Source organism: Bacillus sp. FAU20 (assembly GCF_056033865.1).
The window spans coordinates 252,705-273,696 of the sequence record NZ_JBVYHY010000003.1; the positions used below are offsets into that span (position 1 = coordinate 252,705).

Consider the following 20,992-nt stretch of genomic DNA (forward strand, 5'->3'; position numbering starts at 1 on the left):
AGTGTAGAAAGATGAGAGTTGTTTTACAACGATCAAAGAAAGCGTCTGTCACAGTAGACGGTGAGATCGTAGGACAAATTCCGTTCGGTTTAACATTACTAGTTGGCATTACGCATGAAGATACAGAAAAAGATGCAACTTACATTGCAGAAAAAATTGCGAACTTACGTATTTTTGAAGATGAGAGCGGAAAGATGAATCATTCTGTACTTGATGTAGAAGGACAAGTTCTATCTATTTCGCAATTCACATTATACGGAGATTGCCGCAAGGGAAGACGTCCAAACTTTATGGATGCTGCGAAACCTGATTATGCAGAGCGTTTATACGATTTCTTTAATGAAGAAGTTCGTAAACAAGGATTACATGTGGAAACAGGAAAGTTCGGAGCAATGATGGATGTTTCTTTGATCAATGATGGTCCGGTGACCTTAATTGTAGAAAGTAAATAGTGTTGATAAAAAAGAGAGGGTTATATAATCCTCTCTTTTTTATACATTGTTGTATGTTTTGTTCATTTATCATAGGATTAATTTAAAGGGGAATAAAAGGAAAAGAAGGTGTAGTATGCTTCAAGAATTTAATATAGCTTTACGTTTTATGCTAGAGTTATGTATTCTTGGGATTGTTGGATACTGGGGGTTTCGAGTAGGAACAACAATGGCTATAAAAATTACACTTGCTATTATAATTCCAATTGTTTTTGCTGTCATTTGGGGGCTATTTGGAGCTCCACATGCAGAATGGGAAGTACAAGGTATATTACATGTATTACTAGAAATTATCGTATTTGGAGTAGGTATTGTAGCGTTATATCATTTGAAGCATCATATGCTAGCAAGTGGACTGGCTATTGTTATTGTTGTAAATCGAATACTAATGTTTATTTGGAATCAATAGCAGTTTCGGTTATGTATAACTCTCTCATCAATATGGAACAATAAAAAGTAAAACATCCATATTGAATGTGAGGGATATACGTATGCGTATGAATGAAAAAGGGCATTCTGTTACAAATGGTGCAAATCAGCTATTTAACGTGAATTTTCATGATTTTATTTCAAAAGAGCAAAACAATACTTCAATGGAGCTTGCTTCCGAGTTTGGGATTTCTCTTCAAGATGTAAAGCGTTTAAAGAAGCAGATTGAACGCTCTTAGAGCACTTGACAATCCTACTGAACAAACGTATAGTAATTTTATATTTACATATGAATATAACCGTTGATAGAGAAGAGTAAATGAGACACACATGGAAAGAGAAGAAATGTCTTAGGCTGAAAACATTTCTACATGATGACTGATTGAATGACACTCTAGAGGTTTCAACTTGAACGGCATATACGCTTAGTAGGGATGAACGCACATTTAAGCGTTATTAAAAAAGTGGAAGCATACGTGCTTCAATTAGGGTGGCACCACGGGTATAATACTCTCGTCCCTACTGTTCAAACAGTAGAGGCGGGAGTTTTTTTATTTTTATTAAGATTAAAACAATTTGAGGAGGAACTGAATATGTCTATTCAAATCCCACGGGGAACGCAAGATATTCTTCCAGGCACTGTTGAGTTATGGCAGTATATCGAAGGGCAAGCACGCGAAATTTGCCGTCGTTACAATTATAAAGAAATTCGTACACCGATTTTTGAACACACTGAGTTATTTTTACGTGGTGTTGGTGATACGACAGATATCGTACAAAAAGAAATGTACTCATTCCAAGATCGTGGAGAGCGCAGCTTAACATTACGTCCAGAAGGCACTGCACCTGTTGTACGTTCTTACGTTGAAAATAAAATGTTCGGTGACGCAACACAACCAACGAAATTATATTATATCGGTCAAATGTTCCGTTATGAAAGACCACAAGCGGGTCGCTATCGTCAATTCGTACAATTCGGTATCGAAGCAATCGGCAGTAATGACCCTGCAATTGATGCAGAAGTAATTGCGCTTGCTGTTGAATTTTACCGCGGCATGGGCTTAAAAAATATTAAAGTTGTATTAAACAGTTTAGGTGACACAGCAAGCCGTCAAGCACACCGTGATGCATTAATCGCACACTTTGAGCCACGTATCGGTGAGTTCTGTTCTGACTGTCAATCTCGTTTAGAAAAGAACCCTCTTCGTATTTTAGATTGTAAGAAGGACCGTAACCATGAATTAATGGGAACAGCACCATCTATTACAGAATACTTAAACGAAGATTCAGCAGTATACTACGACAAAGTTCAAGAACTATTAACGATGATGGATGTTCCATTTGAAAAAGATCCGAACTTAGTACGTGGTTTAGACTACTACCAACACACTGTATTTGAAATTATGAGTGAGGCAGAAGGTTTCGGTGCTATCACTACATTAAGTGGTGGTGGACGTTACAACGGACTTGTACAAGAAATCGGTGGACCAGAAATGCCAGGTATCGGTTTTGCGATGAGTATTGAACGTTTAATTATGGCGCTAAAAGCTGAAAATATTGAATTACCAATTGAACATAGCATTGATTGTTACGTTGTAGCGCTTGGTGAAAAAGCAAAAGATCATGCTGCAAAAGTTGCGTTTGATCTTCGAAAAGCTGGATTATCAGTTGAGAAAGATTATTTAGACCGCAAAATGAAAGCACAATTTAAATCAGCAGATCGTCTAAAAGCGAAATTTGTAGCTGTATTAGGGGAAGATGAGCTAGATAAAGGCATCATTAACTTAAAAGATATGGCAACGGGCGAACAAGAAGAAGTAGCATTAGATGTATTTGCTTCATACGTAGCAGAGAAATTAATATAGGGGGAACTTACAGTGGCTGAAAGAACACATTCATGTGGAAAAGTAACAGTAGAAGCAGTTGGACAGACGGTTCAATTAAAAGGTTGGGTACAAAAACGCCGTGACTTAGGTGGATTAATCTTTATCGATTTACGTGACCGTACAGGTATCGTACAAGTTGTATTTAACCCAGAAACATCAAAAGAAGCGTTAGAAGTAGCAGAAACAATTCGTAGCGAATACGTATTACACGTAGAAGGTACAGTTGTTGAACGTGGTGAAGGCGCAATTAATGACAATATGGCGACTGGTCGTATTGAAGTACAAGCAATAAAAGTAAATGTACTAAATGCAGCGAAAACAACGCCAATTATCATTGCTGATGATACAGATGCATCAGAAGATGTGCGTTTAAAATATCGTTATTTAGACTTACGTCGTCCTGTAATGTTCAATACATTCAAAATGCGTCACGACGTAACAAAAACAATTCGTAACTTCCTAGATACAGAAGAGTTCTTAGAAGTAGAAACACCAATTTTAACGAAAAGCACGCCAGAAGGAGCTCGTGACTATTTAGTACCAAGTCGTGTACATGATGGTGAATTCTATGCGTTACCACAGTCTCCACAGCTATTTAAACAGCTTCTTATGGTCGGCGGATTTGAGCGCTACTATCAAGTAGCACGCTGTTTCCGTGACGAAGATTTACGTGCAGACCGTCAACCTGAATTCACGCAAATCGATATCGAAGCTTCATTCTTAACACAAGATGAAATTTTAGATATGATGGAGCGTATGATGACGAAAGTTATGAAGGATGCAAAGGGTGTAGAAGTTAGTGCACCATTCCCTCGTATGAAATATGCTGATGCAATGGCTCGCTACGGTTCTGATAAGCCAGATACACGCTTTGAAATGGAACTAACAGACTTATCTGAGTTTGCAGCAGGTTGTGGCTTTAAAGTGTTTACAAGTGCTGTAGAAAGCGGCGGACAAGTAAAAGCAATTAATGCAAAAGGCGCTGCGAGCAAATACTCTCGCAAAGACATCGATGCATTAACTGAATTCGTGAAAGTATACGGTGCGAAAGGTCTAGCTTGGCTTAAAGTGGAAGAAGACGGCCTAAAAGGACCGATTGCGAAATTCTTCAGTGAAGAAGATGCAAATGTGTTAATGAGCACATTAGAAGCTACTGCTGGCGACTTATTACTATTCGTAGCAGATAAGAAGAGCGTTGTTGCAGATAGCTTAGGCGCACTTCGTTTACGTCTAGGTAAAGAGCTTGAGCTAATTGACGAAAGTAAATTTAACTTCCTATGGGTAACGGATTGGCCACTTCTTGAGTACGATGAAGATGCAGATCGTTACTTCGCAGCTCACCACCCATTCACAATGCCATTCCGTGAAGACGTTGAGTTACTAGAAACAGCACCAGAAAAAGCACGTGCACAAGCATATGACCTTGTATTAAACGGTTATGAGCTTGGTGGTGGATCACTTCGTATTTACGAGCGTGACGTACAAGAAAAAATGTTCAAAGCACTTGGATTCTCACAAGAAGAAGCGCAAGAGCAATTCGGATTCTTATTAGAAGCATTCGAATACGGTACACCACCACACGGCGGAATCGCATTAGGTTTAGATCGTCTTGTTATGTTACTTGCAGGCCGTACGAACCTTCGTGATACAATTGCATTCCCGAAAACAGCAAGCGCAAGCTGCTTATTAACAGAAGCTCCAAGCCCAGTTGCAGAAGCGCAGCTTGAAGAGTTAAACTTAAAATTAAAATTAAGCTTAAAAGAAGAGAAGTAAGAATAGGGTCTAGATGGTTATACTAATACCATCTAGACTTTTTTTTGGAAGGAAGTTTAAAAAGTCCGGTTCAGATAACTGTCGCATCTCATCGTTATGTATGCTAGTCCGGTGCTCGAGTAGTAACTCTACACTACGCTTCTCCTATCATACGTGCCTCGATCTGTTCGGTTCTCTGAATCAAACGTGTATTTAGGAAGAAAGAAAATTCTGGTCTATGTTTTCATTCTCGAAATATGTATTTTTAGGAATTCTATAACTTTTTCTATACAAATAGTCGGAAAAACGCTAGAATACATGGTAGACCATTTTTGTAATAGGAGTGTAGAGCTGAATGTTACATCAATTTTCACGTAATGAATTAGCCTTCGGTAAAGAAGGACTTGAAATATTAAAAAATAGTACAGTCGGTATTTTAGGAATTGGCGGCGTAGGTTCTTTTGCAGCTGAAGCGTTAGCACGTTCTGGCGTAGGACGTCTCGTATTAGTTGATAAAGACGTTGTAGATATTACAAACGTAAACCGTCAAATTCACGCTTTAGTATCTACTGTAGGACGTTCAAAAGTAGAATTAATGAAAGAGCGTATCGCAGACATTAACCCAGAGTGTGAAGTAATTGGACTAGAAATGTTTTATACAGATGAAACATATGAAGAGTTCTTTAAGCACGGTTTGGACTTCGTAGTGGATGCATCTGATACGATTACGTTCAAAATTCATTTAATTAAACAGTGCTTACGTCGCAAAATTAAAATTATCTCAAGTATGGGTGCTGCAAATAAAATGGACCCAACTCGTTTCCGTATTGCAGATATCTCTAAAACACATACAGATCCAATTGCGAAAGTCATTCGTACGAAGCTTCGTAAAGAGGGTATTAAAAAAGGTGTAAAAGTTGTCTTTTCTGACGAAAACCCAATCGTAATTCGTGAAGAGGTACGTAAAGAAATTGTACCAGACGAAAATGCAAAAATTCGTAAAGCGAAATTACCGCCTTCATCAAATGCATTCGTACCATCAGTGGCAGGCCTAATTATGGCAAGTCACGTTGTACGTGAACGTATTAAAAACGTAGAAGTGAAGCGTGTAGGGCAAGAATAAAGTGAAAGCATATATCCATTTCGGATATATGCTTTTTTATATGTATTAAAGAAATATGGATATTTGCATCACTACTAGTTCAAATGTAAGTAAGGTTAGTAAGTAATAATCATATTTATCTGATTTATAGGCGGACGTATTGTGTAGACTTTTAATGGTGAAAAGAGCTAAAGTCAGGATGAGAAGGCCAAGAGTTATTTTGAAGATTATGAATGAAATAGCAACCATCTCCCTTTAAAGATATATGTTTACAATAACATTTTAGTGAAAATTATCCAATAAACATTAGGAGTTTCCTTGTATGACAGGGAGGAGTGTTATTGTCAATCTTTGTCGAATCGTTGATATATTGCAAGTTGTGATAGAAATATTTGAAAAATCGTTAATATAATTTCATTTACCGACACGCGCATATATATGTACGCTTCACCAAAAACAAACAGGGATGTCACTCAGTTAAAAAAGTGACATCCCTGTTTTTAATTCTCTGCAGAATAAATAATATCTAAATTCCCGTTTTGATCAGTTTTGAAAATCGGGGCAATTTGCTCTTCTTGCTCTTCGACTGAAACAAGTTTTCGAGCACGATCCATAATTCGAACAAGCATCGCGTAATCTTCTTCGATTGCTTGTTGTTTTTTTGTGAGTACCGCTAATTTCGTTTCAAGTTCATGATTCGTTTTTTGCAGAGAAGTGAGCTGAGCTTGTAATACATCATTTTCAGTTTGCAACTTTGCAAGTGAAGGATTGTTATGTTCTAAATTTTGTAAAAATGAGATGACATTTTGCATTGTAAGATCTTGTTTACTTGGCGTAATATCTTCTGAAAAATCGGCGTCAATTACGAGTTGCTTCGTTTTTGTGAACCGATCTTTTTCTATATTAGCTTCAGAACGTTTTAATTCTTTACGTTGTTTTTTTGCAAGCTGCACCGCATCTTCGTAATTCGGTCTTACTTCAGCGTTCCATCTAAAGCCGCAAGCTGCTGAAGTCCGGTTCAACGCATCGCCAACTTCATCGAATGCTTTTATTTGTGTACTTCCGCTGCGAATATGTCGTAAAACAGTTTCTGCTAAAAGGAGATCATCTTCTTTTGTCCATGCATCTTGACGTGTTTTCATAAGCGAAGCCTCCATAATGGTGACGTTTTCGTTTATGTTACCCTTTATTTTTCGTTTTATTCGAAGTTTGTAATCTTTCATAAACAGTAGAAAGAGCTTGCTCAAATTTCCCTGTCGTTTTCGGTTTATAATATTGCTTGCTTTTTATTTTATCAGGTAAGTATTGTTGCCTTACCCAGCCGTTTGGATGGTCGTGTGGATATAAATATCCAATGCCTCTTCCAAGTGATTCTGCGCCTTTGTAATGACTATCTTTTAAATGGCTTGGAATGTCACCTGTTTGACCGTTGCGTAAATCGTGTAATGCAGCATCCAGTGCTTTATAAGCTGAATTTGATTTTGGTGATAAGCATAGCTCGATAACGGCATTTGCAAGTGGGATGCGTGCTTCTGGGAATCCAACTCGTTCAGCTGATTCAATTGCAGCTAGTGTACGTGGTCCAGCTTGTGGGCTAGCAAGTCCAATATCTTCATAAGCCATAATAAGAAGGCGTCTGCCAATACTTTGTAAATCACCTGCTTCAATAAGGCGTGCTAAATAATGGAGCGCTGCATTTACATCACTTCCGCGCACTGATTTTTGAAATGCTGATAATACGTCATAATGAGCATCGCCGCCTTTGTCGTGAACGAAGCTCTTCTTTTGTAAGCATTCTTCCGCAATCTCGAGTGTGATTTCAGCCGCTTGATCGTCTGTAGTAAAGCTAGATAATACAGCAAGCTCAAGTGCGTTATAAGCGGAACGCATATCACCACCAGAGGCGTTTGCAAAGTGATGTAGTGCTTCATCTGTTACCGTTACAGCATATTCTCCAAGGCCTTTTTCTTTATCTTCTAAAGCTCTTTTTAACCCAATTAAAATATCATCTTCTGTTAGTGCGTGTAATTCGAAAATTTGACACCTGCTTCGAATAGCGGAGTTTATTGCATGGAATGGATTACTTGTCGTTGCACCAATTAAAGTAAGAAGTCCGCTTTCTAAGTGAGGTAATAGAAAGTCTTGCTTTGCTTTATCTAGACGGTGAACTTCATCTAAAATTAAAACGAGGTGTCGATGCATCTTCGCTTCTTGTACGACAACTTCCATATCTTTTTTATTGTGAGTAACAGCATTCAATAGACGAAACGGGGTACCGGTACTTCCAGCAATTGCACTGGCAATGGATGTTTTTCCTGTACCTGGAGGACCGTATAAAATCATAGATTGAAAATGATTGGCTTGGACCATTCGCCATAAAATCTTTCCTTCACCAACTAAATGTTGTTGCCCAATAATTTCTTGAATATTTGTAGGGCGCATTCGATGTGCGAGTGGTTGTTTCATTTGGACCGTCTCCCTTAATATATAATCTCGTTCTATCGTATCATTTTTTTCTACGAAATTTGAAATAGGATGCTGTTTTATGGGAAAAATGAAGGATAATATTTTCATTTTTCTTTCAATTGTAATAATTTCCGAGTTTTTCAATGTGATTTTATGTTATCATTTTGATACACAAGTTGAAATTTCTTATAATACTATATTATGCTATAATTTCATAGGATTTTAAATTGTGTTCTTTTTATAAATAAGATATAACCAATAGAAGTGAAAATTTGAAACGAGGTGCAAAATAGATGAAGATTTCAACAAAAGGCCGCTATGGCTTAACAATTATGATTGATCTTGCAAAAAAGTTTGGTGAAGGTCCGATTTCATTAAAATCAATTGCGCAGGCGCATGACTTATCCGAGCATTACTTAGAGCAATTAATTTCACCGCTTCGTAACGCTCGTCTTGTAAAGAGTACGCGCGGGGCATATGGCGGATATGTATTATCTGATCAACCGGCTAACATTACAGCTGGTGATGTAATACGTGTATTAGAGGGACCGATTAGTGTTGTAGAAATGATAGAAGAAGAAGAGCCAGCACAGCGCCAGTTATGGATGCGTGTTCGTGATGCGGTGCAAGAAGTGTTAGATAGTACAACGTTAGAAGATTTAGTACGTTATGAGGAAGAAAATCACGGGGGCTATATGTTTTACATTTAATTCCTTGTGAAACGATTTGGAAAGAAGGAGATTTAATGGAACGCATTTACTTAGATCATGCTGCGACATCTCCGACTCACCCAGAAGTGGTCGAAAAGATGATTCCATATATGACAGAAATATTCGGGAACCCGTCTAGTATTCACTTTTATGGACGTCAAACTCGTCACACAGTAGATGAGGCGAGACGAGTGTGTGCACGCAGCATTCATGCGAATCCGAATGAAATTATATTTACGAGCGGTGGTACAGAAGCTGATAATTTAGCGCTTATAGGTGTAGCACGTGCGAATCGTCATAAAGGTAACCACATAATAACGACGCAAATTGAACATCATGCGATTTTGCATACGTGCGAATTGTTAGAGCGTGAAGGGTTTGAAGTGACATATTTACCTGTCGATGAAACAGGGCGCATTCAAGTTTCTGACATACAAAAGGCATTAACAGAAAAGACGATTCTTGTATCTGTTATGTTTGGGAATAATGAAGTAGGGACGATGCAACCGATTGTGGAAATAGGAAAGCTGTTAAAAGAGCATCAAGCGTATTTCCATACAGATGCGGTACAAGCTTACGGTTTAGTAGAAATTAATGTGAAAGAGTTTGGTATTGATTTATTATCAATTTCAGCTCATAAAATTAATGGGCCAAAAGGTATAGGTTTCTTATACGCTGGTGCAAATGTGAAATTTGAACCGTTATTAATAGGCGGAGAGCAAGAAAGAAAACGCCGTGCTGGTACGGAAAATGTTCCTAGTATTGCTGGGCTTCAGCATGCAATTCTTATAGCTGAAAAAACTCGTGAGCAAAAAAATGCCCAATATGAAGAGTTTAAAGATATAATGGTATCTGTCTTCAAAAATGAAGGCATTACTTTCGAGGTAAACGGAAACTTAGAACATCGCTTACCGCATGTACTTAATATAAGTTTTACAGGAATGAACATTGAACCGTTTCTTGTGAACTTAGACCTAGCTGGCATTTCAGTATCAAGTGGTTCTGCTTGTACAGCTGGTTCGATTGATCCATCACATGTATTAGTAGCGATGTTTGGGAAAGACTCCGATCAAATACGTTCATCCGTACGCTTTAGTTTTGGACTTGGAAATACGAAAGAGCAAATTGAAAAAGCGGCGTACGAAACAGTGAAAATCGTGAAGCGATTAACACAAAATTAGCATGGGAGGTGACATGATGAACAAACTACCTCACGAAACACGCGTTGTCATCGGAATGTCCGGTGGCGTCGATTCATCTGTAGCAGCACTTTTATTAAAAGAGCAAGGTTATGATGTAATCGGAATTTTTATGAAAAACTGGGATGATACAGATGAGAATGGTGTCTGCACAGCAACAGAAGATTACAATGATGTAATTGAAGTGTGTAACCAAATTGGTATTCCGTATTATGCAGTAAACTTTGAAAAACAATACTGGGATAAAGTATTTACGTACTTCTTAGATGAGTACCGAGCTGGTCGTACACCAAACCCAGATGTAATGTGTAATAAAGAAATTAAATTTAAAGCATTTTTAGAGCATGCAATTGCGCTTGGTGCGGATTATGTGGCAACAGGCCATTATGCACGCGTTGCTTATATGGACGGCGAATATAAAATGCTTCGCGGTGTTGATGATAATAAAGATCAAACATATTTCTTAAATCAATTAAGCCAAGAGCAATTATCAAAAACAATGTTCCCGTTAGGTGAATTAAAGAAACCGCAAATTCGTGAAATGGCGAAAGAAGCTGGTTTAGCGACAGCGGCGAAAAAAGATAGTACAGGTATTTGCTTCATTGGTGAGCGTAACTTTAAAGATTTCTTAAGTAACTACTTACCGGCACAACCAGGTGTAATGCAAACATTATCTGGTGAAGTGAAAGGGAAGCATGACGGTTTAATGTATTATACAATTGGACAACGTCATGGCCTTGGAATTGGTGGTAATGGTGATCCATGGTTTGCTGTTGGGAAAAACCTAAAAGAAAACATTTTATATGTTGATCAAGGATTCCATAACGAACTTCTATATGGTGATGAAGTTATTGCCACCAATGTAGGATGGGTAAGTAACAAAGAAAAAGAAACAGAATTTAAGTGCACGGCGAAATTCCGTTATCGTCAAGAAGACAATAAAGTAACGGTTCAAATCGTTGATGAAAATACAGTTCGTATTCTTTGTGATGAGCCAATTCGTGCAATTACACCAGGACAAGCAGTCGTTTTCTATGATGGAGATGAGTGCTTAGGCGGTGCTACAATTGATGAAGTATACCGTAGTGGTAAGAAATTGGATTATTTAGGATAAACGAGAAGCCTCTGCCGATTAGCGGTTAGAGGTTTCTTTTACATAAAGCGAATTTTCGTTCGCTTGGAAAATACATTCTTTGTTATAATTTGTTGTAGAGGTGAAGGACATGTCAAACAAACTTGAAACAGGTATTCAATATATGCAAGAAGGAAATTGGGAAGAAGCAGCTAAAAATTTTACAGAAGCAATCGAAGAAAATCCGAAAGATGCGCTGGGATACATTAATTTTGCAAATTTATTAGACGTATTAGGTGATAGTGAGCGAGCGATTTTATTTTATAAACGTGCACTAGAGTTAGATGATAAATCTGCAGCTGCCTATTATGGTTTAGGAAACGTATATTACGGCCAAGAGCAATTTAATGAGGCGAAAGCTGTATTTGAACAAGCAATGCAAGCTGGGTTACAATCAGCTGATGTAACATTTATGGTAGGTATCACACATGTGCAGCTTGGAAATGATCGTCTTGCACTACCATTCTTACAAAGAGCAACAGAATTAGATGAAAACGATGTAGAAGCTGTATTCCAGTGTGGACTTTGCTTCGCGCGACTAGAACACATTCAAGAGGCGAAACCTTATTTTAAAAAGGTATTAGAAATGGATGAAGAGCATGCAGATGCGTATTACAATTTAGGTGTTGCGTACGTATTTGAGGAAGATAATGAGAAGGCTCTCGCTTTATTTAAGAAAGCAACTGAAATTCAGCCAGATCACTTTTTAGCGGGGAATGGCATTCGTTTATTAGAGCAAGAAGCTGAATAAGATAAAAATATAGTTTAATGGGTAGTTATCCCTCATCTAAAAAGGTGGGGGATGTACTGCTCATTAAAGTGAAAATATCGGAAAGGAGAGGAAAGATGGGAAATCAACATGCAATGGATTTGTTTGAGGAAGAGAAAAAGTTTATAAAAGCGCAAGTTCTTCATACCATTTTCCACAACGAAGAAAACCTCTATTCCGTTGTCAGTATGAAAGTCATTGAAACGAATGAAACATATGACGAAAAGAAAGTAATGATAAACGGTCATTTTCCCCGCATGCATGAAGATGAAGTGTTTACATTGACAGGTCACTTTAAGGACCATCCAAAGTATGGAAAACAATATATGGTTGAAACATTTAAAAAAGAATTGCCGCAAACAAAAGCAGGTATGGTGCAATATTTAGCGAGTGATTTATTTAAAGGGATAGGAAAGCGTACAGCTGAAAAAATTGTGGACCATCTCGGAGAACATGCTATTTCGAAAATTATGGATGACCCTGAGGCATTAAATGGTGTTGTTAATAAACAAAAGGCTCAGGAAATATATGAGACAATTGTTGAACATCAAGGGCTAGAGAAAGTAATGAGCTTTTTAAATGGCTACGGTTTTGGAACGAAACTTTCTATTAAGATTTACCAGCAATATAAAGAGATGACATTAGAAGTGATTCGTAATAATCCGTATCAACTTATCGAAGAAGTGGATGGGATTGGTTTTGGAAGAGCAGATGATATAGGGCGTGCGTTAGGGATATCGGGTAATCATGACGACCGTGTACGCGCAGGATGTTTTTACACATTAGAGAATGTCTCATTACAACTTGGTCACGTTTATATGAGGAAAGATCAACTTGTAAGAGAAACGATGTCACTTTTAAACAATCAAGAAGGAAGAGTGACTGAGGAAGATATTATAGGTTGTATTGAAACGATGCAAAGCGAAGGGAAAGTCATCATAGAAGAAGAACGAGTGTATTTAGCAACGTTATTCTACTCTGAGAAAGGTGTTGTAAAGTCTATTCGCAGGCTTATGAATCAAGAAGAAACACCTTCATTTCCAGAAGCAGAAGTGTTAAAAACGTTAGGTGAAATTGAAGAACAACTGAACGTACAATATGCACCGTTTCAGCAAGAAGCAATTCAAACGGCACTTCATAAACCGATGATGTTATTGACAGGTGGACCAGGAACAGGGAAAACAACAGTTATTAAAGGGATTGTTGAAATGTATGCATCACTACACGGGTTATCGTTAAATCCGAATGAATACAGTGATGATAATCCATTTCCAATACTATTAACAGCTCCAACAGGAAGAGCAGCGAAGCGAATGAGTGAATCAACAGGACTTCCAGCTTGCACAATTCACCGTTTACTTGGTTGGACGCCAGAAGGATCGTTCCAGCGTAATGAAACGGATCCTGTCCAAGGTAAGCTCCTTATTATCGATGAATTTTCAATGGTTGATATTTGGCTTGCAAATCAGCTATTTAAGTCGTTGCCGACGAACATTCAAGTTATCGTTGTAGGTGATGAAGATCAGTTGCCATCTGTAGGACCTGGACAAGTATTAAAAGATTTATTAAATGCAGGCGCAGTTCCGACGGTGAAGCTTACTGAAATTTATCGTCAAGCGGAAGGCTCATCAGTGATTCAACTTGCCCATGCGATAAAAAATGGAACTCTACCACCAGATTTAGCACAAAATCAAAAAGATCGTTCATTTATCGGCTGTACAGGAGCTCAAATTGTTGAGGTTGTGAAAAAAGTTTGTGAAAATGCTAAAACAAAAGGCTTTAGCGCAAGAGATGTACAAGTATTAGCACCGATGTACCGCGGGCCTGCTGGTATTAATGTATTAAACGAAGCGTTGCAACAAGTATTTAATCCGAAGAGGGAAAAGAGTAAAGAAATTGCTTACGGTGATGTTGTGTACCGAAGAGGCGATAAAGTACTGCAACTTGTGAATCAGCCGGAGAGCCAAGTGTTTAATGGTGATATTGGGGAAATTGTTTCGGTGTTTTATGCGAAAGAAAACGTTGAGCAACAAGATATGATTATCGTTTCGTTTGATGGAATTGAGGTAACGTATACGAAGCCCGATTTAAATCAAATTACGCATGCATATTGTTGTTCCATTCATAAATCACAAGGTAGTGAATTTCCGATTGTTATTATGCCAATCGTGAGGAGTTACAACCGTATGTTACGTCGTAATTTAATTTACACGGGTATTACAAGAAGTAAGAAGTTCCTTATTATTTGCGGAGAGGAAGCAGCTTTCCAATCTGGTGTAAATCGCCTTGATGATGCAATGCGTCAAACAACCTTAGCTAGTCGCTTGCAAGAATCACAAGGAGAAGTACAGATGGTCACAGTTAATGGCGAGGAAATGGACGTGGAAAACATTTCACCGTATGATTTCATGTAACAAGGTGAAATTATATAGTGAAACTTTCAAACGCATAGCGTTGAAAGGTTCCAGCAATGTATAAATGAATGCAGTTTGGACATAATGGCGAATAGAATCTGGGAGACTGTAAGGAGATGAAAGCCATATGTTCATTTGTCCAAATTGCAAAGGGAAAGACATTGGAAAAATAGGTGTCAACCAATTTTATTGCTGGAATTGTTATATCGAATTATCGGTTTCAAAGGGGAAAATCCATACACATCAAGTTGAGGAAGACGGTTCATTAAGCTCTCTTGATGATTTATTTGATGAGAATGAAAGAACGATCGGATAACGAAAAGGGGGATTTACTTTGAATCTACGCAATTCATTAATCGCATTAGGTGTTGGAGCTGCAGCATATCAATATGCTCGTAAACAAGATGTATTTTCAAAACGCAATATGAAAAAAGCACGTAAGATGATTAAGTCTTACTTATAATCATTTCGATAAAGTGAAAAACTCCCTTATAGACAAGGGAGTTTTTTTATGCACTCATATGTAAATAAAAAAGTCCGATTTCTGAGAAAAGATAAGATAGACCGTAGCAGCCAACGCCAAGTATTCCATACTGCCATAATTGCTTCGCTTTTTCTTTACGTGAAGAACGAATAAAGAACCCCTTCCAAATACCGAACCCGATACAAATCCATTCAAGAATCATAAAAAGTGCTGATAATCCAAGCATAAACAAAACCATAATTAGCCCTCCTGATTATATTAATTCATGCTGTATTCTCAGGGTGGTTGTCCTTGTTATGTTATTTATATGTACGTCTTTAAAAAACAGTATGGTCCGTATGAAAAGATTTTAAAAGTTTCGCACATAACCTACCCCATTTATTTTCAAAATAAAGGTGGAGGAGGTTTTTCATGTGAAGAATCTTAAAATCATTTGGATATATCGTTTAGGATTATTGTTACTTGTTTTTCTTTGTCTGCTCGTCTTTTTAAAAATTAAGCCGCTATGGGCACCGATTATTTTTGTATTTAAAGTAGCGATTACGCCGTTTCTTATCGCGTGTTTTATTGCGTATTTATTGCACCCTTTAATTGAAAAAATTCATAAGGAAGGGATGCCCCGTACACTTGCCATTTTGCTCATTTATATCCTTTTCTTTGGCGGAATTGGTTATGGGATTTATAAAGGAACACCAGTCGTTATTAAACAGTTACAAGAGATTAATGAACAATTTCCCCAGTTTACAAAGATGTACGATTCGTGGATGGATGGCGTTACAGAACAAACAGCGAATTTCCCTTCGTTCATTCATGAAAAGGTGAAACAACTTTTTGTGGGTGTGGAAACGAAGATTCAAGCGCTTTTAAATAAAGTGATGAGTACAGCTCGTGGTGTACTCGATTCATTGCTCATTATTTTCTTAATACCGTTCATTGTATTTTACATATTAAAAGATTATGGTGAGTTTTATCATATCTTTTGGAAACTAGTCCCAAGTAAATGGCGAGGTACGGGGCAAATGCTTGCGAAAGAAATTGATAAGTCACTTGGAAGTTATATTCGAGGACAGTTATTTGTTTGTTTAGTATTAGGGGGAGTATCAGCTCTTTCTTTTTGGTTTATCGGTATGAAATATCCATTATTGCTTGGCATTATTATTGGGGTAACGGATATAATCCCGTACTTCGGTCCTATTTTAGGAGCGATCCCGACCTTAATGATTGCAGCAACAGTATCAACGAGTTTACTTATTAAGGCGGGGATCACGATTGCGATTTTGCAATTTGTGGAGAGTAACATTTTATCGCCTTACATCGTTGGTAAGTCACTTCGTATGCATCCCGTTATTATTATGCTTGCCTTACTAGTTGGGGGAGAGGTAGCTGGGATTGTAGGATTGCTAATATCGGTTCCGATTTTAGCAGTTATTCGCACTGTCATTGTTCATGTGAGACCGCTCTTGAAAAAAGAAGATGTGTAAGTATAGAAGCCCTCTATGTAAGAAATAGAGGGCTAATCATATATTTATTTAGAAAGTTGCTCGTGTATTTTTTGAACGAGGGAGCTCACATCATTTGTTTGAATATGTTTTATTTTTTTCCATTCGCTATCATACATAAATATAATTTGATTGTTGAAAAGACGCTTTTGTTCTTTTAAATTAGAAATTTTTGCGAAAGAGTACTCTTCAAATATTGGATTCTTACTTACATCTGGCCCATAAAAGAATAGCCTTTTGTTCGTTAAAATTAGCAATCCTGGCCTTGCGACGGAACGATAAATAAATATGTCTAATGAACATGCTGCGTAAAATAATATCGTTTCGTCAGTCGCTAATATGTTTTTAGCTTTGCTAAGTAAGGTTGTCATTGTAATCGCTCCTTTATTTTATTAACAATAATTTAATTATAGCAAAAAAGTAATATTTAGAATTTTTATAAACCATTCTTATAAGGAGATTCCGATTTGTTAATAAACGCATAATATATGAAAAGGCTGTTAAGAATGAATAGTAGAATAGCTATGATTAATAAGCAATTAATACAATATAAATGATTATCTACATTGACAAACTTAAGAGAATTCTATTATATTTAGTCATATAATACATTAAATCAATGACGGAACAAGTACGTTACAGTCCATTTATAGAGAGAAGCTTCCATATGGCTGAAAGAAGCTTTAAATGAAGGGTAACAGAAAGCTAATCCTGAGAGCAGCTAATCACTGCCGTCTTGCCACGTTACGGCACCATGAGGTGATGAATTGATTGTTAATGTAATCAATTCATAATTAGGGTGGTATCGCGAGTTAACTCTCGTCCCTTTTATAGGGACGGGAGTTTTTTATATTTAAGGAGGAAAATATAATGAAACAACTAACAGGCGCACAAATTCGTCAAATGTTTTTAGACTTTTTCCAAGAAAAAGGACATGCAGTAGAACCTAGTGCATCACTAGTTCCACATGAAGATCCATCTCTTCTATGGATTAATAGTGGTGTAGCCACATTAAAAAAATATTTTGATGGACGTGTAATCCCACAAAATCCACGTATTACAAATGCTCAAAAATCAATTCGTACAAACGATATTGAAAACGTAGGGAAAACAGCTCGTCACCATACATTCTTTGAAATGTTAGGAAACTTCTCAATCGGTGATTACTTTAAAGAAGAAGCAATTACTTGGGCTTGGGAATTCTTAACGAGCGACAAATGGATCGGATTCGATAAAGAATTACTATCAGTTACAATCCATCCAGAAGATGAAGAAGCATTCAAAATTTGGAATGAGAAAATGGGCGTTCCAAAAGAGCGTATCATCCGTTTAGAAGAAAACTTCTGGGATATCGGTGAAGGACCAAGTGGACCGAATACAGAGATTTTCTATGACCGCGGAGAAGCTTACGGTAATGACTTTAGTGACCCAGAATTATATCCAGGCGGAGAAAACGAGCGTTACTTAGAAGTATGGAACCTTGTATTCTCTCAATTTAACCATAACCCAGACGGTTCATATACACCGCTTCCTAAGAAAAACATCGATACAGGGATGGGTCTAGAGCGTATGACATCTATCGTTCAAGATGTACCTACAAACTTTGACACAGACTTATTCATGCCGATGATTGGTGCAACAGAAACAATTTCTGGTGAGAAATATCGCAATGGTGACTTAGAAAAAGATATGGCGTTTAAAGTAATCGCTGACCATATCCGTACAGTAACATTCGCTGTTGGTGACGGCGCTCTTCCATCTAACGAAGGCCGTGGTTATGTATTACGTCGTTTATTACGCCGTGCTGTTCGTTACTCTAAGAAATTAAACATCAACCGTCCATTCATGTTTGAATTAGTAACGGTTGTTGGAGAAGTAATGAAAGACTTCTATCCAGAAGTACTTGAAAAGAAAGATTTCATCGCAAAAGTTGTGAAAAATGAAGAAGAGCGTTTCCACGAAACACTTCATGATGGTGAAGCAATTTTAGCTGAAGTTATCGCAAAAGCAAAAGAAGAAAAAACAACTGTTATTTCTGGAGTAGATGCGTTCCGTCTATATGACACATACGGTTTCCCAATTGAACTAACAGAAGAATATGCAGAAGAAGCTGGTATGACAGTTGATCAAGAAGGCTTTGAAAATGAAATGGAAAAACAACGTGAGCGCGCACGTGCTGCTCGTCAAGACGTTGATTCTATGCAAGTTCAAGGCGGTGTCCTTGGAGAAGTGAAAGTAGCGAGTGAGTTCGTTGGTTACGGTACAGTTGCAACAGAAAGTAACGTTGTTGCACTTGTGAAAAACGGCGAATACACAGACAGCTTACAAGCTGGTGAAGAAGGACAATTAATGCTTGATGTAACACCATTCTATGCTGAGAGCGGCGGACAAATTGCAGACCGTGGTTACCTTCTAGCTGACGGTGTGAAAGTTCTTGTAAAAGACGTACAAAAAGCACCAAACGGTCAAAACTTGCACAAAGTTGTTGTTGAAGAAGGTACATTAACGAAAGATGCAGCTGTGAAAGCTATTATCGATACGAAAAACCGTGGTAGCGTTGTGAAAAACCATACAGCAACTCACTTACTACACCAAGCATTAAAAGATGTACTTGGAACGCACGTTAACCAAGCAGGTTCTCTTGTAACTTCTGAACGTTTACGCTTTGACTTCTCTCACTTCGGTCAAGTACAAGCTGACGAATTAGAAAAAATTGAGCGTATCGTAAACGAGAAAATTTGGGAAAGTATTGATGTTGAGATTTCTCAAAAAGCAATCGAAGAAGCGAAAGAAATGGGTGCAATGGCATTATTCGGTGAAAAATACGGTGATGTTGTACGCGTTGTACAAGTTGGCGATTACAGCTTAGAGCTTTGTGGTGGTTGTCACGTTGATAATACAGCTTCTATCGGTATTTTCAAAATCGTTGCTGAGTCTGGTATCGGTGCAGGAACTCGTCGTATTGAAGCAGTAACTGGTAAGTCTGCATACGAATTAATGAACGATCAAGTAGGTTTATTAAAAGAAGCAGCAGGAAAAATGAAAACAAATCCGAAAGATATTTTAACAAGAGTTGATGGTCTATTTGCTGAAGTGAAACAACTGCAAAAAGAAAATGAATCTCTCGCTGCGAAATTAAGCAATATTGAAGCTGGAAACTTAACTGATTCTGTAATGACAGTTGATGGCGTAAACGTATTAGCGGCAAAAGTAAATGTTGCAGATATGAACAACTTACGTACGATGATGGATGACCTAAAAAATAAATTACAATCTGCAGTTGTCGTATTAGCGTCTGTAAATGATGACAAAGTAAACATCTTAGCTGGCGTAACGAAAGATTTAATTAGCCAAGGATACCATGCTGGTAAACTTGTGAAAGAAGTAGCTTCTCGTTGTGGCGGTGGCGGTGGTGGTCGTCCTGATATGGCACAAGCGGGCGGTAAAAACCCAGCGCAAGTTGAGGAAGCTTTAGCATTTGTACAAGAGTACGTTAAATCTGTTTCAAAATAAAGAGATAGTAGTGTACAATGGTAGGGAGAGGAGAAGTTCTTCTCCCTATACTTACTATATAAGTGAGGTGCTTGAAATGGACGGTTTTGATAAAACAATGAAGTTTAGCATTCAAGATGAAAAACAGAGTGTCCATGTAAATGATGTACTTTTAACTGTGTATGATGCACTTCAAGAAAAAGGCTATAATCCGATTAACCAAATCGTCGGTTATTTATTAAGTGGAGACCCAGCATACATACCTCGCCATAAAGATGCACGAAGCATCATTCGCAAGCTTGAACGTGATGAATTAATCGAAGAGCTTGTGAAGTCTTACTTGAAACATCATCGTGAGGAGTAATTTATGCGGATATTAGGTTTAGATGTAGGTACAAAAACAGTCGGAGTTGCAATTAGTGACGAAATGGGCTGGACAGCACAAGGACTTGAAACAATCAAGATTAACGAAGAACGAGGTCAATTTGGTTTTGACCGCATTTCTGAGTTAGTAAAACAGTATGATGTGGACAAGATAGTAGTAGGTTTACCTAAAAATATGAATGGTACAATTGGCCCGCGTGGTGAAGCATGCCAACAATTTGCAGAAAACCTACGAGAACTGTTACAATTAGACGTTGTAATGTGGGACGAGCGTTTGTCAACGATGGCAGCGGAACGTCTGCTCATTTCAGCCGATGTAAGCCGTAAGAAGCGAAAGCAAGTAATTGATAAGATGGCTGCAGTCGTAATCTTACAAGGATTTTTAGATAGTAAATAAGAGGTGACCAAAATGGAAGAAAATCAAATTACAATTGTAGACGAAAAAGGTAACGAACATTTATGTGAAATTATTTTCACTTTTGATGCTGAAAAATTTGGCAAAAAATCATACGTAGTCTTCTCCCCAATCGGTGAAGTAGACGAAGATGGAGACCAAATTTATGATGCAATGGCCTATGAGCAAAATGAAGAAGAGGGCGGAACTTTACTTCCAATCGAATCTGAAGAAGAGTGGGAAATGGTACAAGAAATGTTCAACACTCTAGCTGATGAGCAAGAAGCTGAATAATAAGTACTGAAAAGATGGACGATATATCGTCCATCTTTTTTATATGTAAAATGAAAGATTTTTTGTCGAAACTGCGTAATCCTTTGTAGTATAAT

Annotated in this window: 22 protein-coding genes and 2 other annotated features; of the genes, 18 read left to right on the top strand and 4 right to left on the bottom strand. The window is 37.7% G+C overall.

Going from position 1 to position 20,992, the window contains the following annotated elements; genetic code table 11:
• Positions 1-11: 11 nt before the first annotated feature.
• The 6 genes from AC0OM3_RS01545 (at position 12) to AC0OM3_RS01570 (ending at position 5,681) form a co-directional block, all read left to right on the top strand.
• Positions 12-452 (top strand): D-tyrosyl-tRNA(Tyr) deacylase, encoded by a 441-nt coding sequence (locus AC0OM3_RS01545; RefSeq protein WP_001266965.1) that lies wholly within the window; start codon positions 12-14, stop codon positions 450-452.
• A gap of 115 nt (positions 453-567) precedes the next feature.
• On the top strand, positions 568-900 hold the full coding sequence (locus tag AC0OM3_RS01550; RefSeq protein ID WP_000938749.1) for a YrdB family protein: 333 nt from the start codon (positions 568-570) through the stop codon (positions 898-900).
• An 82-nt stretch (positions 901-982) separates the two neighbouring features.
• The gene (locus AC0OM3_RS01555; protein ID WP_001242605.1) at positions 983-1,159 is read left to right on the top strand and encodes a hypothetical protein; all 177 of its coding nucleotides are present in this window, start codon (positions 983-985) and stop codon (positions 1,157-1,159) included.
• Positions 1,160-1,213: 54 nt separating this feature from the next.
• Positions 1,214-1,444: a binding site (T-box leader), on the top strand.
• 69 nt (positions 1,445-1,513) lie between these two features.
• A complete protein-coding gene (gene hisS, locus AC0OM3_RS01560; RefSeq protein ID WP_033673109.1) occupies positions 1,514-2,785 on the top strand; it encodes a histidine--tRNA ligase in 1,272 nt (423 codons plus the stop codon).
• A gap of 12 nt (positions 2,786-2,797) precedes the next feature.
• Positions 2,798-4,579 (top strand): aspartate--tRNA ligase, encoded by a 1,782-nt coding sequence (gene aspS, locus AC0OM3_RS01565; protein WP_000840925.1) that lies wholly within the window; start codon positions 2,798-2,800, stop codon positions 4,577-4,579.
• Between the two features lie 334 nt (positions 4,580-4,913).
• A complete protein-coding gene (locus AC0OM3_RS01570; protein WP_000903177.1) occupies positions 4,914-5,681 on the top strand; it encodes a tRNA threonylcarbamoyladenosine dehydratase in 768 nt (255 codons plus the stop codon).
• A gap of 479 nt (positions 5,682-6,160) precedes the next feature.
• On the opposite strand, the gene AC0OM3_RS01575 is transcribed toward AC0OM3_RS01570, so the two are convergent.
• Both AC0OM3_RS01575 and AC0OM3_RS01580 read right to left on the bottom strand, forming a co-directional pair.
• A complete protein-coding gene (locus tag AC0OM3_RS01575; RefSeq protein WP_000857709.1) occupies positions 6,161-6,802 on the bottom strand; it encodes an RsfA family transcriptional regulator in 642 nt (213 codons plus the stop codon).
• A gap of 37 nt (positions 6,803-6,839) precedes the next feature.
• Positions 6,840-8,126 (bottom strand): replication-associated recombination protein A, encoded by a 1,287-nt coding sequence (locus tag AC0OM3_RS01580; protein WP_000812921.1) that lies wholly within the window; start codon positions 8,124-8,126, stop codon positions 6,840-6,842.
• A gap of 293 nt (positions 8,127-8,419) precedes the next feature.
• Here AC0OM3_RS01580 and cymR point away from each other — a divergent pair, with 293 nt between their 5' ends.
• The 7 genes from cymR (at position 8,420) to AC0OM3_RS01615 (ending at position 14,813) form a co-directional block, all read left to right on the top strand.
• Positions 8,420-8,836, top strand: a complete 417-nt coding sequence (gene cymR, locus AC0OM3_RS01585) for a cysteine metabolism transcriptional regulator CymR (protein ID WP_000704116.1) — start codon at positions 8,420-8,422, stop codon at positions 8,834-8,836.
• A gap of 35 nt (positions 8,837-8,871) precedes the next feature.
• Positions 8,872-10,017: a cysteine desulfurase family protein gene (locus AC0OM3_RS01590; protein WP_000439895.1), complete on the top strand. Its 1,146-nt coding sequence runs from the start codon at positions 8,872-8,874 to the stop codon at positions 10,015-10,017.
• 16 nt (positions 10,018-10,033) lie between these two features.
• Positions 10,034-11,149, top strand: coding sequence for a tRNA 2-thiouridine(34) synthase MnmA (gene mnmA / locus AC0OM3_RS01595; RefSeq protein WP_001038010.1), 1,116 nt, complete (start codon positions 10,034-10,036; stop codon positions 11,147-11,149).
• A gap of 109 nt (positions 11,150-11,258) precedes the next feature.
• Positions 11,259-11,918: a tetratricopeptide repeat protein gene (locus AC0OM3_RS01600; RefSeq protein ID WP_474211014.1), complete on the top strand. Its 660-nt coding sequence runs from the start codon at positions 11,259-11,261 to the stop codon at positions 11,916-11,918.
• 95 nt (positions 11,919-12,013) lie between these two features.
• Complete coding sequence (gene recD2 / locus AC0OM3_RS01605) at positions 12,014-14,350, top strand: SF1B family DNA helicase RecD2 (protein ID WP_000528087.1); 2,337 nt, start codon at positions 12,014-12,016, stop codon at positions 14,348-14,350.
• Positions 14,351-14,477: 127 nt separating this feature from the next.
• Entirely contained in the window at positions 14,478-14,666 is a 189-nt protein-coding gene (locus tag AC0OM3_RS01610; protein ID WP_000469281.1) for a hypothetical protein, read from the top strand.
• A gap of 18 nt (positions 14,667-14,684) precedes the next feature.
• Positions 14,685-14,813, top strand: coding sequence for a YrzQ family protein (locus AC0OM3_RS01615; protein WP_001053553.1), 129 nt, complete (start codon positions 14,685-14,687; stop codon positions 14,811-14,813).
• Between the two features lie 46 nt (positions 14,814-14,859).
• Here AC0OM3_RS01615 and AC0OM3_RS01620 read toward each other — a convergent pair whose 3' ends face one another.
• Positions 14,860-15,072, bottom strand: coding sequence for a hypothetical protein (locus AC0OM3_RS01620; RefSeq protein WP_000242539.1), 213 nt, complete (start codon positions 15,070-15,072; stop codon positions 14,860-14,862).
• A 175-nt stretch (positions 15,073-15,247) separates the two neighbouring features.
• Between AC0OM3_RS01620 and AC0OM3_RS01625 the strand changes: the two genes are divergently transcribed.
• The gene (locus AC0OM3_RS01625; RefSeq protein WP_000793128.1) at positions 15,248-16,315 is read left to right on the top strand and encodes an AI-2E family transporter; all 1,068 of its coding nucleotides are present in this window, start codon (positions 15,248-15,250) and stop codon (positions 16,313-16,315) included.
• Positions 16,316-16,359: 44 nt separating this feature from the next.
• On the opposite strand, the gene AC0OM3_RS01630 is transcribed toward AC0OM3_RS01625, so the two are convergent.
• Positions 16,360-16,704 carry a PH domain-containing protein gene (locus AC0OM3_RS01630; protein WP_474211015.1) on the bottom strand — a complete coding sequence of 115 codons (345 nt, stop codon included), beginning with the start codon at positions 16,702-16,704 and terminating at the stop codon, positions 16,360-16,362.
• 239 nt (positions 16,705-16,943) lie between these two features.
• Positions 16,944-17,163: a binding site (T-box leader), on the top strand.
• Between the two features lie 40 nt (positions 17,164-17,203).
• On the opposite strand from AC0OM3_RS01630, the gene alaS reads away from it, so the two are divergent.
• The 4 genes from alaS to AC0OM3_RS01650 all read left to right on the top strand — a co-directional run bounded on the left by alaS (position 17,204) and on the right by AC0OM3_RS01650 (position 20,897).
• Positions 17,204-19,846 carry an alanine--tRNA ligase gene (gene alaS / locus AC0OM3_RS01635; RefSeq protein ID WP_089148271.1) on the top strand — a complete coding sequence of 881 codons (2,643 nt, stop codon included), beginning with the start codon at positions 17,204-17,206 and terminating at the stop codon, positions 19,844-19,846.
• 76 nt (positions 19,847-19,922) lie between these two features.
• On the top strand, positions 19,923-20,189 hold the full coding sequence (locus AC0OM3_RS01640) for an IreB family regulatory phosphoprotein (protein WP_000348590.1): 267 nt from the start codon (positions 19,923-19,925) through the stop codon (positions 20,187-20,189).
• A 3-nt stretch (positions 20,190-20,192) separates the two neighbouring features.
• Positions 20,193-20,606, top strand: a complete 414-nt coding sequence (gene ruvX, locus AC0OM3_RS01645; RefSeq protein WP_001221197.1) for a Holliday junction resolvase RuvX — start codon at positions 20,193-20,195, stop codon at positions 20,604-20,606.
• A 12-nt stretch (positions 20,607-20,618) separates the two neighbouring features.
• Positions 20,619-20,897: a DUF1292 domain-containing protein gene (locus AC0OM3_RS01650; protein WP_000392247.1), complete on the top strand. Its 279-nt coding sequence runs from the start codon at positions 20,619-20,621 to the stop codon at positions 20,895-20,897.
• Positions 20,898-20,992: the final 95 nt, after the last annotated feature.

Coding starts and splice junctions, on each gene's coding strand:
- AC0OM3_RS01545 (WP_001266965.1), top strand. CDS start 12: ATGAGAGTTGTTTTACAACGATCAAAGAAAGCGTCTGTCACAGTAGAC.
- AC0OM3_RS01550 (WP_000938749.1), top strand. CDS start 568: ATGCTTCAAGAATTTAATATAGCTTTACGTTTTATGCTAGAGTTATGT.
- AC0OM3_RS01555 (WP_001242605.1), top strand. CDS start 983: ATGCGTATGAATGAAAAAGGGCATTCTGTTACAAATGGTGCAAATCAG.
- hisS (WP_033673109.1), top strand. CDS start 1,514: ATGTCTATTCAAATCCCACGGGGAACGCAAGATATTCTTCCAGGCACT.
- AC0OM3_RS01570 (WP_000903177.1), top strand. CDS start 4,914: ATGTTACATCAATTTTCACGTAATGAATTAGCCTTCGGTAAAGAAGGA.
- AC0OM3_RS01575 (WP_000857709.1), bottom strand. CDS start 6,802: ATGAAAACACGTCAAGATGCATGGACAAAAGAAGATGATCTCCTTTTA.
- AC0OM3_RS01580 (WP_000812921.1), bottom strand. CDS start 8,126: ATGAAACAACCACTCGCACATCGAATGCGCCCTACAAATATTCAAGAA.
- cymR (WP_000704116.1), top strand. CDS start 8,420: ATGAAGATTTCAACAAAAGGCCGCTATGGCTTAACAATTATGATTGAT.
- AC0OM3_RS01590 (WP_000439895.1), top strand. CDS start 8,872: ATGGAACGCATTTACTTAGATCATGCTGCGACATCTCCGACTCACCCA.
- mnmA (WP_001038010.1), top strand. CDS start 10,034: ATGAACAAACTACCTCACGAAACACGCGTTGTCATCGGAATGTCCGGT.
- AC0OM3_RS01600 (WP_474211014.1), top strand. CDS start 11,259: ATGTCAAACAAACTTGAAACAGGTATTCAATATATGCAAGAAGGAAAT.
- recD2 (WP_000528087.1), top strand. CDS start 12,014: ATGGGAAATCAACATGCAATGGATTTGTTTGAGGAAGAGAAAAAGTTT.
- AC0OM3_RS01610 (WP_000469281.1), top strand. CDS start 14,478: ATGTTCATTTGTCCAAATTGCAAAGGGAAAGACATTGGAAAAATAGGT.
- AC0OM3_RS01620 (WP_000242539.1), bottom strand. CDS start 15,072: ATGGTTTTGTTTATGCTTGGATTATCAGCACTTTTTATGATTCTTGAA.
- AC0OM3_RS01630 (WP_474211015.1), bottom strand. CDS start 16,704: ATGACAACCTTACTTAGCAAAGCTAAAAACATATTAGCGACTGACGAA.
- alaS (WP_089148271.1), top strand. CDS start 17,204: ATGAAACAACTAACAGGCGCACAAATTCGTCAAATGTTTTTAGACTTT.
- AC0OM3_RS01640 (WP_000348590.1), top strand. CDS start 19,923: ATGGACGGTTTTGATAAAACAATGAAGTTTAGCATTCAAGATGAAAAA.
- ruvX (WP_001221197.1), top strand. CDS start 20,193: ATGCGGATATTAGGTTTAGATGTAGGTACAAAAACAGTCGGAGTTGCA.
- AC0OM3_RS01650 (WP_000392247.1), top strand. CDS start 20,619: ATGGAAGAAAATCAAATTACAATTGTAGACGAAAAAGGTAACGAACAT.